Origin of the sequence: Pseudomonas laurylsulfativorans (genome assembly GCF_002906155.1) — a bacterium.
In the GTDB taxonomy this organism is placed as follows: Bacteria; Pseudomonadota; Gammaproteobacteria; order Pseudomonadales; family Pseudomonadaceae; genus Aquipseudomonas; species Aquipseudomonas laurylsulfativorans.
Window position 1 is genome coordinate 308,805 of the sequence record NZ_MUJK01000002.1, and the last position, 14,720, is coordinate 323,524.

Sequence of the window (14,720 nt, forward strand, 5' to 3'; positions counted from 1 at the left end):
CAGTCGCCGTTTTTTTTACTGGTTTGGACTCGGACGCGGTCGCTTGTAGGCGCTGGCTTGCCAGCGATGGTCGTTAACGATAACGCGTGCGAACTGGTTAAACGCGGCGCGCTGGAGTCCATCGCCAGCAGGCTGGCTCCTACATGAAGAACCTTTTTTGTGTGCTCGACTCAGGATTCTTTCGGGCCTGCGACAGGTTTTGCCGTGGATTGTTTTTGCGCACGCCATGAAGCCGGCGGCATACCAAACTGACTGATAAACCACCGCGTAAACGAACTCGCCATCGAGTACCCGAGCATGTCGGCAATCCGACTGAGCGAGTAGTTCGGGTTGTCCAGATAACGCAGCACCAGGTCGCGGCGTACGTCGTTGATCACGTCATTGAACGCACAGCCGTCGTCCTTGAGGCGGCGTTGCAGGGTGCGTACGTTCATGCCCTGGCTCTGGGCGATCTGTTCGATGGTGGCGCGGCCCATGGGCAGCAGCAGGTAGATGGCCTTGCGCACTTCGAACAGCATCGAGGTGCCTTCGTGGCTTTGCAGTGAGTCGAGGTAGCTCTGGGCGTAGCGCGCCATCGCCGGGTCGGCGTTGGGGTTGGTCATGTCGAGGCTAGCGTCGGAGCAGACGATGCCGTTGAACTCGCTGCCGAACTCCAGTTTGCAGCCGAACAGACGGCGGTGCAGGTGCAGATTGTCCGGCGGCTGGTGCATGAAGTTGACGCTGTAGGGGTGCCAGTGTGAGCCGAGCAGGGCCGCGCAGAGGCGGAACATCACGCCGATGGCCAGCTCCGTGGCCTGGCGGCTGGGCATGGGTGTTTCGGTGACCACCTCTTCGCGGATGATCACCATCTTGCCGGCCTCTTCAATGAATATGGCCAGCGAATCATTCATCAGGTGCCGGTAATGCACCACCACCTGCAAGGCATCGCGCAGGGTGCGCTGGTGGCTGAGCAGCAGGCTGACCACGCCAAAGTCCGAGAGCTGGCGCGACTCGGCCATGCTCAGGCCGAAGGTCTGGCAGCCGCTGGCGGCGGCCGAGTCTTCCAGCAAGCGAACGGCGGCATCGATATGGATACGGTGTTCAGGGGCTAGCAGTTGGGCCCTGCTCAAGCCGACAGCGGCCAGCACGTCGCGCGGGTTGAACCCCAGGTATTGGGTGACCTCCAGGTAGTTGGTCAAGACGGCGGCGCGAACAAGCTTGGTCATGCGAAGGTCTTCCCTGTGCCGATGGCGATTGGCGTGAGCGTGGCGACTATATCCAGCGTATCAACAGTTGAACAGTTGTCATGTCGTTGATGGTTTTCATGCTGTGCGGTCCCCAATCCTCTGCGCTGCGCGCAGCCATCAGCGCTCATCCGTTGATTACAGTGACCCTGCGCCAACCTGCGGGTTTTTTCGACCAGTGGTCGAGCTGTCCGGATGTCCGACAATTTGTCATCAAAAGAAAAGTGCCTGACGTCCAATGTAAAGCGCTTCGGGTGGGCGAACTTTAATGTCGACTCTACAAAAAGCCCCTGGCGAAAACAGCCAGTCGAGTTATCGAGAAAGCGAAGGTGTTGACCGTGGACAAACTGCAAACTGCCGCCACCGTTCTGATCGTCCCGGGTCTGCGCGAGCACGTGGCCGAACATTGGCAAACCTTGCTGCAAGCCCGGCTGGGCAAAGTGCGTAGCGTGCCGCCACTGGAGACCGACAAGCTCGATTGCATGGCCCGTGTGCGGGCGATTCAACACGAACTCGAACAGATCGAAGGCCCCGTGATTCTGGTGGCCCACAGCGCTGGTGTGCTGATGGTCGCGCACTGGGCAGCGCACTACAGTCGCCCAATCAAGGGCGCTTTATTGGCCGCGCCACCGGACCTCGATGCGGTCTGGCCGGCAAACTATCCATCTTCCGAAACCCTGCGTAACCAGGGCTGGAATCCTCTGCCACAAGGCCCGCTGCCATTTCGCAGCATCGTGGCCGGCAGCACCAACGATCACCTTGCCACGCTGCCTGCGGTCGCCCGCATGGCAGAAGGCTGGGGCGCCGAATTGCTCAATCTGGGCGATGTCGGCCACCTCAATCCGGCCGCAGGATTTGGCCACTGGCAGCAAGCCGAAGCACTCATCCTGGAGCTGGACCGCTAGTACAAGGAGCTGGACCGGCAGTACGCCACCGGCATTTGCCCTCATTCCTTAAACGCAAATCCATCGAGGCTTGCGTGAGGGCGGCTGCGCTAAAAACAAATACAAAAAGGGCGGAGACAACGCAATGCACAACAACAAGAGTCACGGCTTCACCGCAGCACGCTACACCTTGCTGGCCTCGGCCATTCTGGCCGTGATCGCGCCGGCGGCCCATGGGGTCGAGCTCGATCTGGGCAACCCGGACTGGACTGCGCGTCTGGATAACACCGTGAAGTACAACTACGGCGTGCGCACCGAAAGTGCCGACAAGCGCATGTTGGGAACGCCGAACAACAACGACGGCGATTACAACTTCCGCAAGGCCGGCACCAACATCACCAACCGTATCGACCTGTTGACCGAAATGGACGTGGTCTACAAGAACGCCATGGGCTTTCGCGTCAGCGCCGCCACCTGGTACGACAAGGCCTATGACAACACCGGTTCCAACTCCAACCCGTTCGTCAACGGCAATGGTTCGACGTCGGGCCTGATCGCCAACGACCCGCGCCTGGCACCGGTCACCCATGACAACGTCGGCAATGGCAGCTCGCACCTGAGCAATTATGCCCAGCGCTACTACAGCGGTCCTTCGGGGGAAATCCTCGATGCCTTCGTGTTCTACAGCACCGAAGTGGGCGAGGAGTCGATGCTCAGCGTCAAGGCCGGTCAGCACAACGTGTTCTGGGGCGAGACCATTCTCAACCCGGTGCACTCGGTCAGCTACGGCCAGTCCGGTCTCGACCTGGCCAAGCTTGCTGCCTCGCCAGGCACTGAAGCCAAGGAACTGTTCGTCCCGCGCAACCAGTTGTCGATGTCGTTCACCGTCAACCCGGAATTGACCGTCGGTGCCCAGTACTTCCTCGATTGGGACGCCGCGCGTCTGCCGGAAGCCGGTACCTACTACGGTGGTTCCGATCTGGTCGGCTTTGGTGCGCAATCCTTCCTGCTCGGCAACACCAACGCCGTGGTCCCTGGCAGTCCGCTGGGTTGTGGCCTGGCGCCGTGCAACGCGTTGACCAACGTGCGTCGTGGCCATGACCTGACGCCGGGCAGCAGCGGCGACTGGGGCGTCATGGCCAAGTGGTCGCCGGCCTGGCTGGATGGCACTCTCGGCGTCTACTATCGCGAGACGTCGGAAATCCTGCCGCAAGCCTGGCTGGATGCCCGGGGCATCAGCTCGGCCAACCCCAACGGCACCCGTCCGGCAGGGCAAGTGCCTGCGGTGGTCAACACCCTCAATTCGCTGGACACCGCCACCTATCAACTGGCCTATGCCGACAACATCAAGATCTTTGGCCTGAGCCTGTCCAAGGACGTCGGCGGGATCAGCGTTGGTTCGGACCTGAACATCCGTCACAACATGCCGCTGGCCAGTATCCCGGCGATCGTCAGCACCAACAGCCCGCTGGGCCTGGGCAAGGGCCTCGGCTTGCTGCCTGCGCGTTCAGATGCCACCGGTGTGATCTACGACACCCCGCACCGCGGCGACAGCATGAGCGCCACCGGCGACACCCTGCACTGGACGCTCAACGGTCTGATGACCCTGCCGAAAACGCCGGTGTTCGATCAGGCAACCGTGCTTGCCGAGTTGTACTACAGCAACCTGCTCAAGCTCGATAGCAAAAACGAAGCACTCTACAAGGGCAAGGACAGCTATCGCGGCATCGATGCGCCGACTCGTGACAACTGGGGTCTGGCAGTCAACTTCACACCGACCTGGTACCAGGTGTTCCCCGGTGTCGACCTCAACGCACCGATGTCGGTCAACGTTGGTCTCGATGGTGTGTCGCCGGTCTCCGGTGGCGGTGCCAAGGACACCGGCAACTATGCCGTGGGCATCGGTGCCGTTGTGTACAACAAATACTTTGTCGACCTGAAGTACGTGGACTCCTTCGGCCAGACCGACAAGTGCAACGTCAGCGGCGTGAGCACCGGCCCGAAAGGCGGTGACGGCTCCACCCCGAACGCCTTCAGCGGCAACGAAAACTACGCCTGTTATGCCGGCGGCTACTCGTCCTTTTCCGGAGGTGGTGCCACGACCGAGGACCGTGGCGCCGTGTACCTGACGATGAAAACAACATTCTGATTCACCACTGATTTGCTCAATGCAAGCAGGAGAATAACAACATGAAATTTGTAAAAACCGTGTTGGCCGCGTCCTTGGCCATGGTCTTCGCCGCTCAGGCACAGGCTGCTGTTTCAACCCAGGAAGCTGCCAAACTGGGCACCAGCCTGACACAGGTAGGGGCTGAAAAAGCCGGGAACGCTGATGGTTCCATCCCTGCCTATGCCGGTGGTTTGACCACGCCGCCGGCCAGTTTCAAAGCCGGCGACAGCATGCGTCCGGATCCGTTTGCCAGTGAAAAACCGCTGCTGGTGATCGACGGCAAGAACGTCGATCAATACAAGGGCCTGCTCACGGCAACCACGGTAGAACTGGCCAAGCGTTTCCCGACGTTCCGTGTCGACGTGTTCCCGACGCACCGCACCGTTTCGTTGCCTCAAGCGATTCTGGATAACGGCGTGAAGAACGCCAGCGGCGCCAAGTCCCTGGAAGGTGGCCTGGCCATCGACAACGTGTTGCCGGGCGTGCCGTTCCCGATTCCGCAGACGGGCAACGAAGCGATGTGGAACTTCCTGCTGCGTTATCAGGGCGTGAGCATCAGCTCCAAGTACGACTCCTGGAACGTCGACTCCGCCGGCGTGCCGAGCCTGGCGACCACCGGGCAAGCGAACATCTCTTACCCGATCTACGAAAACCTCTCGCAGCCGATCAGCAGCGCCGACGTGTACTACCAGATGAAGCTGGCGTACACCGGCCCGGCGCGCCGAGCTGGCGAGGCGGTGATGCTCAAGGACGCCGCCAACCCGCTGCAGCAACCACGCCGCGCCTGGCAGTACTTGCCGGGGCAGCGTCGAGTGAAACTGGCGCCGAGCCTGGCCTACGACACGCCTAACCCGGGGACCGCCGGCGCGGGCACCTACGATGACGTGTTCGTGTTCAACGGTGCGCTGGATCGCTACGACTGGAAGCTGGTGGGCAAGCAGGAAATGATCGTGCCCTACAACACCTACAAGCTGACCTATGTGCAGGATCCGAAGTCGCTGACCACTGCTAACCACCTCGCACCGGACTTCGTGCGTTGGGAAAAACACCGCGTGTGGGTCGTCGAAGGCAACCTCAAGGCCGGTGCCCGTCACATCTACGCCAAGCGCCGCTTCTACCTCGACGAAGACAGCTGGACCGCTCTGGCCTCGGATCAATACGACGCCCGTGGCCAGCTCTATCGCGGTTCCTTCGCGTTCCTGAGCCAGAGCTATGACAAACAGGTTCCGGACTCCACGCCCTTCATGATCTACGACCTGGTCGGTGGCTCCTACAACATCAACGGTGTGGTCGGCCCTTACGGCGGCATCAAGTACATCGAGCCGCTCTCCAAGGCGCAGTGGTCTTCGGAATCGCTGGCCGGCGCCGGTATTCGCTAAGCCAACTGCACGATCCACTGTAGGAGCGAGCCTGCTCGCGATGGACCAGAGGGCGACGTGGGCATCCAGAAAGCACGCGTCATCGTTAACGACCATCGCGAGCAGGCTCGCTCCCACATGAGTTGCACAGCGCAAGGTGTGGCGCGGTTTTCCGATGAGGACGCAGTATGTGTTCGTATAAAAATAATATGTTGCAGCTGGCGTTCGGCGTTGTGCTTTGCCTGTCGCAGGGCATCACCCAGGCGGCCGATTACGTCGATGTGCTGGACCTGCCCGCCAGAGTCAGTGCCTTGGCGATCAACAGCCCGTTGTCCGGCATGACCCGCGCCGGCGGGCGCGTGATCACCGTCGGTCAGCGTGGCCATATTCTGTTTTCCGATGATGCCGGCAAGCATTGGCAGCAGGCCGTCGTGCCGGCCAGTGCCGATCTCACGGCAGTCAATTTTCCGACCGCCACCCAGGGCTGGGCGGTGGGCAATGACGGCGTGGTGCTGCACAGCAGCGACGCCGGCGCGACTTGGCAAAAGCAACTCGACGGTCGTCAGATCGGCGCCTTGCTGGTCAAGCATTACACGGCGCTGGCCAGCGCCGAACCGGGCAATGAGCAATGGCCGCTGCTGGTCGCCGAGGGCCAGAAGCTGGTCGATCAAGGTGCGGACAAACCGCTGCTCGACGTCTGGTTCGCCAACGACAAAACCGGCTATGTGGTCGGCGTGTTCAACCTGATCCTGCGCACCGACGACGGCGGCCAGAGCTGGACCCCGTTCCAGGACCGCACCGACAACCCCCAGGGTTTCCATCTCAACGCCATCGCCTCCACCGGTGACGCGTTGTACATCGCTGGCGAGCAGGGCCTGCTGCTCAAGTGGGACGGCAGCGCCCAACGCTTCAATGCCGTGCCGACGCCGTATCAGGGCAGCTTTTTTGGCGTGCTCGGCAAGCCCGGCGAAGTGCTGGTCTACGGCCTGCGCGGCAACGTGCTGCGCAGCAGCGACGGCGGCCAGAGCTGGACCGCACTGGACAGCGGCCTGCACGTCAGCATCACCGCGGGCCTGATCGATGCCCGTGGCAACTACCGCCTGTTCACCCAGGGCGGGCAGATGCTGGTCAGCCAGGGGACGGGCGCGCAGATGCATCTGGTGCGGCAACCGGCTCCGACGCCGGTCGCCGGCGCGACCCAGTCCACCGACGGCGCACTGGTGCTGGCCGGTAGCCGTGGTACCCGGACGTTGTCCGCCGACCCAGCCCTCGAACCCTAAAAGCGAGAACCCAGACATGGGCAATATCAAACAAGACGCCATGCCGGTGATCCGCGATGTGCGTGATTTCGATCATCGCTCCGGCAACCTCCTCGAACGGCTGGTGTTCAACTTCCGCCCGCTGTTCATGCTGCTGATGGCGCTGGCCACCGTGGTGCTGGGCTTCATGGCGGTGACTCGCCTGGAGTTGCGCCCAAGCTTCGAAAAAATGATTCCGCAGAGCCAGCCGTACATCCAGAACTTCCTGGAAAACCGTGCTTCCCTGCGCGGGTTGGGCAACTCGGTGCGGGTGGTGGTCGAGAACACGAAGGGCGATATTTTCGACCCCGAATACCTCGACGTACTCAAGCAGGTCAACGACCAACTGTTCCTCACCGAAGGCGTCGACCGTGCGTGGATGAAGTCGCTGTGGAGCCCGGCGGTGCGCTGGACCGAAGTCACCGAGGACGGTTTCCAGGGTGGCCCGGTGATGCCCGACACCTATTCAGGCCAGCCTGAACAGATCGAACAGCTGCGCCAGAACATCTCCCGCGCCGGTATTGTCGGCAGCCTGGTGGCCAGCGACTTCAAGTCGACCATGCTGATCGTGCCGCTGCTGGACAAAGCCGCCGCCGGTGGTCAGCGCATCAACTACCACGCCTTCTCGCAGATGCTCGAAGAGCAGTTGCGCGACAAGATCGAATACGCCGGCGACAGCGCTGCGCGCAAATCCGGGGTAGAAGGCAGCGGCCATTACAAGGTGCGGGTGATCGGCTTCGCCAAACTCATGGGCGACCTGATCGACGGCCTGATCCAGGTGATGATGTTCTTCGGCCTGGCCGTCGTTACTTCGCTGATCATTATCTACGCCTACACCCGTTGCGTGCGCAGCACCCTGCTGGTGGTCGGTTGCTCGCTGATTGCGGTGGTCTGGCAACTGGGCATCGTCGCCTGGCTCGGCTATGCCATTGATCCGTACTCGGTGCTGGTGCCGTTTTTGATCTTTGCCATCGGCGTGTCCCACGCCGCGCAGAAGATGAACGGCATCATGCAGGACATCGCCCGTGGCACCCACAAGCTGATCGCTGCGCGCTATACCTTCCGCCGCCTGTTCATTGCTGGTGTCACCGCATTGCTGGCCGATGCCGTGGGCTTCGCCGTGCTGATGCTGATCGACATCCCGGTGATCCAGGACCTGGCGATCACCGCCAGCATCGGTGTCGCCGTGCTGATCTTCACCTCGCTGTTGCTGATGCCGGTGGCACTGTCCTATGTCGGTGTGGGCGCAAAAGCGGCCGAGCGTGCGCTGAAAATCGACAACCGCGCCGAGAAGCACAAAGGCTTCGGCAAACTGTGGGACGCGCTCGATCGCTTCACCACCGCCAAGTGGGCCACGGGCGCCGTGCTGGTCGCGGTGTTGATGGGCATTGGCGGCTATGTGGTCAGCCTGAACCTGAAGATCGGCGACCTGGAAAGCGGGGCGCCAGAGCTGCGCGCCGACTCGCGCTACAACCGCGACAACGCCTACATCACCCAGCATTACGCGCTGTCCAGCGACCTGTTTGCGGTAATGATCAAGACCGCGCCGGAAGGCTGCCTGAACTACAAGACCCTGGTCCTCGCCGATCGCCTTGCCTGGGAACTGCAACAGTATCCGGGCGTGCAGGCGACCGCTTCGCTGGTCAACGCGGTGCGGCAGATCACCGCCGGCACCTACGAAGGCAACCCCAAGCTCAACAGCATCCAGCGCAACCAGGACGTGCTCAACTACGCCGCCCAGCAAGCCTCGGTCAACTCGCCGGAGCTGTTCAATACCGACTGCTCGCTGATGCCGGTGATCACCTTCCTCAAGGACCACAAGGCCGAAACCCTCGACGCCGTGGTGGCGATTGCCGACAAGTTCGCCAAGGAAAACAGCACCGAGGATCGCCAGTTCCTGCTCGCCGCCGGCACTGCCGGGATCGAGGCCGCGACCAACATCGTGGTCCGTGAAGCCAACCGCACCATGCTGCTGTACGTCTATGCGGCGGTGACGCTGTTCTGCCTGATCACCTTCCGCAGCTGGCGGGCCACGCTGGTGGCGTTGTTGCCGCTGGTGCTGACCTCGATCCTCTGCGAAGCCTTGATGGTGGCCATGGGCATCGGCGTGAAAGTCGCGACCCTGCCGGTGATCGCCCTCGGGGTGGGTATCGGCGTGGACTACGCGTTGTACCTGCTCAGCGTGCAACTGCACTTCCAGCGCCAGGGCTTACCGCTGTCCCAGGCCTACCGCAATGCCGTGTCCTTCACAGGCCGGGTGGTCGGGCTGGTGGGCATCACCCTCGCCGCCGGCGTGGTGTGCTGGGTCTGGTCGCCGATCAAGTTCCAGGCCGACATGGGCATCCTGCTGACCTTCATGTTCCTGTGGAACATGCTCGGCGCGCTGATCCTGATTCCGGCCCTGTCCTATTTCCTGTTGCGCGAACGGGCACCCAAGCGCGGTTCTGTTGCGGCCACCGAAACCACTGAATCCACTGAACGTCCCGGCATGTCGCATGCCGTGACCACTTCCGAGTAAGCCAAGATGTCTGATTACAAAGCACCCCTGCGCGACATGCGCTTCGTACTCAACGAGGTTTTCCAGGTGTCCCGGCTGTGGGCGCAATTGCCCGGTCTGGCCGATGTGATCGATGAGGAAACCGCCGCCGCCATCCTCGAAGAGGCCGGCAAGATCAGCGGCGAAGTGATCGCGCCACTGAACCGCGCCACCGACGAGCAGGGCTGCACCTGGAGCAATGGCTCGGTCACCGCGCCAGACGGTTTTGCCCAGGCCTATCAAGCCTTCGCCGGAGGTGGTTGGGTGGGTGTCGGCGGTGATCCGCAGTACGGTGGCATGGGCATGCCCAAGGCGATTTCCGCGCAGGTCGAAGAGATGGTCAACTCGGCCAGCCTGTCGTTCGGCCTGTACCCGATGCTGACCGCCGGCGCGTGCCTGTCGATCAAGGCCCACGCCAGCGAAGAACTCAAGCAACGCTATCTGCCGAACATGTACGCCGGCATCTGGACTGGTTCGATGTGCCTGACCGAAGCCCACGCCGGCACCGACCTGGGCCTGATTCGCACCCGCGCCGAGCCACAGGCTGACGGCAGCTACAAGGTCAGTGGCAGCAAGATCTTCATCACCGGCGGCGACCACGACCTGACCGAGAACATCATCCATCTGGTGCTCGCACGCCTGCCGGATGCACCGGCGGGGCCGAAAGGCATCTCGCTGTTCCTGGTGCCTAAAGTGCTGGTCAACGCCGACGGTTCGCTGGGTGAACACAACGCGCTGTCCTGCGGTTCCATCGAACACAAGATGGGCATCAAGGCCTCCGCTACCTGCGTGATGAACTTCGACGGCGCCACCGGCTGGATCGTCGACGCGCCGAACAAAGGCCTGGCGGCGATGTTCACCATGATGAACTACGAGCGTCTGGGCGTGGGCATCCAGGGGCTGGCGCAGGGCGAGCGTTCGTACCAGAACGCCGTTGCATACGCCCGTGATCGTCTGCAAAGCCGTGCACCGACCGGCGCGCAGAACAAGGACCACTCCGCCGACCCGATCATCGTCCATCCGGACGTGCGCCGCATGCTGTTGACCATGAAAGCCTTGAACGAAGGCGGCCGTGCGTTCTCCAGTTACGTGGCCCTGCAACTGGACATCGCCAAGTACAGTGAAGACGACATCACCCGCACCCGCGCTCAGGAACTGGTATCGCTGCTGACACCGGTCGCCAAGGCCTTTCTCACTGACATGGGCCTGGAAACCACTCTGCACGGCCAGATGATTTTTGGTGGCCATGGCTACATCCGCGAGTGGGGCCAAGAGCAACTGGTGCGCGACGTGCGCATCACCCAGATCTACGAAGGCACCAACGGCATCCAGTCCCTGGACCTGGCCGGGCGCAAGATCGTCGGCAGCGGCGGGGCGCTCTACCGTTTGTTCGCTTCGGAAATCCGCAACTTCACTGCCAGTGCCTGTGCTGACCTCGACGAGTTCACCAAGCCGTTGAACGCCGCCGTCGACACTCTCGACGAACTGACCGCGTGGCTGCTGGACCGTGCGCAAAACAACCCGAACGAAATCGGCGCAGCCTCGGTCGAGTACCTGCACGTGTTCGGCTACACCGCTTACGCCTACATGTGGGCGCGCATGGCCAAGGCCGTCATGAGCGGCGATGCCGAGGACGATTTCTACACCAGCAAACTGGCCACCGCGCGTTTCTATTTCGCCCGGTTGTTGCCGCGTATCCACTCGTTGAGCGCATCGGCCAAGGCCGGCAGTGACTGCCTCTACGAGCTGCAAGCCGATCAGTTCTGATCGAAAGGACAAGGAACCTTAAACATGATGGCGACAAAAATAATCCCGCCCGCCGACGGCGCCTATGCCTATCCCTTGCTGATCAAGCAACTGTTGCTGTCCGGCGTGCGCTACGAGCCAGGCCGGGAAATCGTCTACGCCGACAAACTGCGCTACAGCTACCAGACCCTCAACAAGCGCATTCGCCGCCTGGCCAATGCGCTGACCGCAGCCGGGGTCAAGGCCGGTGACACCGTGGCCCTGCTCGACTGGGACAGCCACCGCTACCTGGAGTGCTTCTTCGCCGTGCCGATGATCGGCGCGGTGCTGCACACGGTGAACATTCGCCTGTCGCCGGAGCAGGTGCTGTTCACCATGAACCACGCCGAGGATGACTTGGTGCTGGTGCATGATGATTTCCTGCCGCTGGTCGAGCAGATTCACGGTCGGCTGGAAACCGTAAAAGGCTACCTACAGCTCACCGATGAAGAGGCGACCACGACCTCGCTGCCGGTGCTTGGCGAGTATGAACACCTGCTGTCCCTGGCCTCGGACCAGTACGACTTCCCCGATTTCGACGAGAACTCGGTGGCCACGCTGTTCTACACCACCGGCACCACCGGCGACCCGAAAGGCGTGTACTTCAGCCATCGGCAACTGGTGCTGCACACCCTCAATGCGGTTGGCACCCTGGGCGTCTATCAGGGCCAGCCGCTGCTGCGCTCCGATGATGTGTACATGCCCATCACGCCGATGTTCCACGTGCATGCCTGGGGCGTGCCGTATGTCGCGACCCTGATGGGTATCAAGCAGGTCTACCCCGGCCGCTACGAGCCCAACAGCCTGGTCAGGCTGTACCGCGAAGAGAAGGTGACCTTCTCCCACTGCGTGCCGACCATTTTGCAGATGATCCTCAACTGTGAGGAAGGCAAGGCAACCCGTTTCGACGGCTGGAAAATGCTCCTGGGCGGCAGCGCCCTGACCCTCGGCGTCGCCAGCGAGGCCAACGCCAAAGGCATGGTGGTGCACGCCGGTTACGGCATGTCCGAGACCTGCCCGTTGCTGTGCCTCACGTACCTGCGTGACGAAGACCTTAAGCTGTCCGCCGACGCGCAACTGCCGATCCGCATCAAGACCGGCACGCCGGTGCCGATGGTCGACCTGAAAATCATCGACGCCGACGGCAACGACGTGGCCCATGACGGCGAGTCCCTTGGCGAGATCGTGGTACGCGCACCGTGGTTGACCCAGGGCTATCTCAAAGCCCCGGACAAAGGCGCGGAGCTGTGGCACAACGGCTGGCTGCACACCGGTGACATGGCCTCGATCGACAAGCTCGGCGGCGTGGAAATCAAGGACCGGATCAAGGACGTGATCAAGACCGGCGGCGAGTGGATCAGCTCCCTGGAACTGGAAAGCCTGATCAGCGAACACCCGGGCGTGATGTCCGTCGCTGTCGTGGGCATTGCCGACGAACAATGGGGCGAGCGGCCGATGGCGATGGTGGTGGGGGAGCCGGGGCACTTCCTCGACCGCAAGATCCTCGAGACGCACCTGCAAGCCTTCGTCGACGGCGGGCGCATCAACAAATGGGCGATCCCCAAGCAGTTCAAGTTCGTCGCCGAAATCCCCAAGACCAGCGTCGGCAAGATCAACAAGAAGCTGATTCGGGAAAGCGAAGTGAACTGAGGGATATTCCTGCCGCTGCCGCTGCCGCTGCCGCTGCCGCTGCTGTTGTTGTTGTAGGAGCGAGCCTGCTCGCGATGGACTCGAGAACGCCGCGTTTAACCGGTAAACACGCGTAATCGTTAACGACCATCGCGAGCAGGCTCGCTCCTACAACGAATCCAACAGCAGGCGGTTTCTGGATAGTTTGCGGGGTGTCATCTTTGTCATAGTCCTGCGCTCGCCAGCGATAACGCCCCGTTGGTCGCAGTTTTCAGCACTTGTGCCAAGCTGAACGGGGTATTTCCGCCGCGCATTCAAATGCCGGTCAGGCAAACCCCAGGAAGCCCACGACATGAACCTCAACCATGCAGCAAACGTCCGCCACGAGTTCTACAAAGCCGTTTGGTTCTATTTCAAAGTGGTGTGGCCGATCTTCTCGATACTGCTGTTAGTGATGATTGCGTTTGGCCTCATCATCGCCCAGCTGGAAGGGTGGAGCCCTGATGACGGTGTCTACTTCGCCTTCGTAACCGGCCTGACCATCGGTTACGGAGAGCTCGTGCCCAAACTCGGCGTCTCGCGAGTGTTGGCAGTGCTGCTGGGTTTCAACGGCGTCCTGATGACGGCGACATTCGCGGCGATCAGTGTCCGGGCCATTGAAGTGACCGTGACGGCGTCACGAAAGAAGGAAGTCGAGTAGGGATTTGAAGGTCGCGACCGGTTTTAAATGACCGCAGCCTGCGGGGCTCAGTGCGAGTGCCGGTGATGGATGTCGGGAAAGTGCGGGTGACTGTGGACGATCGGTGAGTGTTGGTGAACATGGCGGTGCGGTTGTACACCATCCCACTCAAAGTCATGTTCATGCTGATGATGCTCATCATGGACGTGCTTGTGGTCATGGGTTTGCGGCTCGTGCCGATGTTCGTGTGAGTGGCTCTCGGTCAGATGAATCCAGACCCCAAGCCCCATCAGGCCGGCAGCGATCCAGAACACCCAGGTCACGGTTTCACCGAAGAACAGGATGGCTATCGCGGCTCCCAGGAACGGCGCCGTAGAAAAGTACGCCCCGGTCCGCGCCGTACCAAGCCCGCGCAACGCCAGGACGAACAGCACCAGACTGACGCCATACCCCAAAAAGCCCACCAGCAGGGTTGGCCCAAGAAGCAACCATTCAGGCAGGTGCATACTCAGCGCGATCCCCAGCGCGCAATTGACGGCGCCGGCCACCAGCCCTTTAGTGCCGGCAATAAACAACGCATCCGACGCAGACACCTTGCGGGTGAGGTTGTTATCAATGGCCCAACAAAAACAGGCCAGCGCCACCGCGACGGGCCCCAACCAGCCATGCACCTCTGCCGAAGTGCGAGGCCATGCCAGCAACACGCCCCCGGCGACAATGGCCACCATGCCCGCAACAATGCGCCGGTCAGCGTTCTCCCTGAACACCACCCATGCCATCAGGGCAGTTAACACCGCTTCAAGATTCAGCAGCAGTGATGCAGTGGTGCCAGAGGTGAGGGTGAGTCCAAACATCAATGCAACCGGCCCCAGCACGCCACCGAACACAATGGCGCCGATGAACCACGGCCATTCGGGGGCTGTCAGGCCGGTCGGCTGCCAGCCACGATCACGGATCAGGCGGGTCAGCGTCAGCCCGACGCCGCTGCCCAGGTAAAGCAGGCCGGCGAGGAGGATAGGGGACACATTCAAGCCTAGCCACTTGGCCAAGGGCGTGCTGGCGCCGAACAGGGCAGCAGCGCCCAGGGCGTAGAGAATGCTTTTGGTCATTGTGGTTCCGGGGCTCAGGGGAGGCAGTCGTGAACAGGATACGCTCAGT

General features: G+C 61.7%; 10 protein-coding genes. 8 read left to right on the forward strand and 2 right to left on the reverse strand.

The genetic code is table 11. The features are described from left to right. Nucleotides 1-170 precede the first annotated feature (170 nt). Complete coding sequence (locus B0D71_RS07760; protein ID WP_103394269.1) at nucleotides 171-1,205, reverse strand: AraC family transcriptional regulator; 1,035 nt, start codon at nucleotides 1,203-1,205, stop codon at nucleotides 171-173. Nucleotides 1,206-1,561: 356 nt separating this feature from the next. On the opposite strand from B0D71_RS07760, the gene B0D71_RS07765 reads away from it, so the two are divergent. From B0D71_RS07765 to B0D71_RS07800, 8 genes are all read left to right on the forward strand, one after another. Beyond that, nucleotides 1,562-2,128 carry an RBBP9/YdeN family alpha/beta hydrolase gene (locus B0D71_RS07765; protein WP_103394662.1) on the forward strand — a complete coding sequence of 189 codons (567 nt, stop codon included), beginning with the start codon at nucleotides 1,562-1,564 and terminating at the stop codon, nucleotides 2,126-2,128. Nucleotides 2,129-2,252: 124 nt separating this feature from the next. Then, nucleotides 2,253-4,256 carry a DUF1302 domain-containing protein gene (locus B0D71_RS07770; RefSeq protein ID WP_103394270.1) on the forward strand — a complete coding sequence of 668 codons (2,004 nt, stop codon included), beginning with the start codon at nucleotides 2,253-2,255 and terminating at the stop codon, nucleotides 4,254-4,256. A gap of 41 nt (nucleotides 4,257-4,297) precedes the next feature. Continuing rightward, on the forward strand, nucleotides 4,298-5,656 hold the full coding sequence (locus tag B0D71_RS07775; protein ID WP_103394271.1) for a DUF1329 domain-containing protein: 1,359 nt from the start codon (nucleotides 4,298-4,300) through the stop codon (nucleotides 5,654-5,656). A gap of 167 nt (nucleotides 5,657-5,823) precedes the next feature. Beyond that, nucleotides 5,824-6,915 carry a WD40/YVTN/BNR-like repeat-containing protein gene (locus tag B0D71_RS07780; protein WP_103394272.1) on the forward strand — a complete coding sequence of 364 codons (1,092 nt, stop codon included), beginning with the start codon at nucleotides 5,824-5,826 and terminating at the stop codon, nucleotides 6,913-6,915. Nucleotides 6,916-6,931: 16 nt separating this feature from the next. After that, nucleotides 6,932-9,451: an efflux RND transporter permease subunit gene (locus tag B0D71_RS07785; protein WP_103394273.1), complete on the forward strand. Its 2,520-nt coding sequence runs from the start codon at nucleotides 6,932-6,934 to the stop codon at nucleotides 9,449-9,451. Nucleotides 9,452-9,457: 6 nt separating this feature from the next. After that, nucleotides 9,458-11,236 (forward strand): acyl-CoA dehydrogenase C-terminal domain-containing protein, encoded by a 1,779-nt coding sequence (locus tag B0D71_RS07790; RefSeq protein WP_103394274.1) that lies wholly within the window; start codon nucleotides 9,458-9,460, stop codon nucleotides 11,234-11,236. Between the two features lie 24 nt (nucleotides 11,237-11,260). Beyond that, nucleotides 11,261-12,904 (forward strand): fatty acid--CoA ligase, encoded by a 1,644-nt coding sequence (locus tag B0D71_RS07795; protein ID WP_103394275.1) that lies wholly within the window; start codon nucleotides 11,261-11,263, stop codon nucleotides 12,902-12,904. A gap of 331 nt (nucleotides 12,905-13,235) precedes the next feature. Further along, nucleotides 13,236-13,583, forward strand: a complete 348-nt coding sequence (locus B0D71_RS07800; protein WP_103394276.1) for a potassium channel family protein — start codon at nucleotides 13,236-13,238, stop codon at nucleotides 13,581-13,583. 47 nt (nucleotides 13,584-13,630) lie between these two features. Here B0D71_RS07800 and B0D71_RS07805 read toward each other — a convergent pair whose 3' ends face one another. Beyond that, entirely contained in the window at nucleotides 13,631-14,671 is a 1,041-nt protein-coding gene (locus B0D71_RS07805; RefSeq protein ID WP_103394277.1) for a DMT family transporter, read from the reverse strand. Nucleotides 14,672-14,720 lie beyond the last annotated feature (49 nt).

Bases quoted from the DNA above. Each gene is read 5' to 3' on its own strand.
- B0D71_RS07760 (WP_103394269.1), bottom strand. From the start codon at position 1,205: ATGACCAAGCTTGTTCGCGCCGCCGTCTTGACCAACTACCTGGAGGTC.
- B0D71_RS07770 (WP_103394270.1), top strand. From the start codon at position 2,253: ATGCACAACAACAAGAGTCACGGCTTCACCGCAGCACGCTACACCTTG.
- B0D71_RS07775 (WP_103394271.1), top strand. From the start codon at position 4,298: ATGAAATTTGTAAAAACCGTGTTGGCCGCGTCCTTGGCCATGGTCTTC.
- B0D71_RS07780 (WP_103394272.1), top strand. From the start codon at position 5,824: ATGTGTTCGTATAAAAATAATATGTTGCAGCTGGCGTTCGGCGTTGTG.
- B0D71_RS07785 (WP_103394273.1), top strand. From the start codon at position 6,932: ATGGGCAATATCAAACAAGACGCCATGCCGGTGATCCGCGATGTGCGT.
- B0D71_RS07790 (WP_103394274.1), top strand. From the start codon at position 9,458: ATGTCTGATTACAAAGCACCCCTGCGCGACATGCGCTTCGTACTCAAC.
- B0D71_RS07795 (WP_103394275.1), top strand. From the start codon at position 11,261: ATGATGGCGACAAAAATAATCCCGCCCGCCGACGGCGCCTATGCCTAT.
- B0D71_RS07800 (WP_103394276.1), top strand. From the start codon at position 13,236: ATGAACCTCAACCATGCAGCAAACGTCCGCCACGAGTTCTACAAAGCC.
- B0D71_RS07805 (WP_103394277.1), bottom strand. From the start codon at position 14,671: ATGACCAAAAGCATTCTCTACGCCCTGGGCGCTGCTGCCCTGTTCGGC.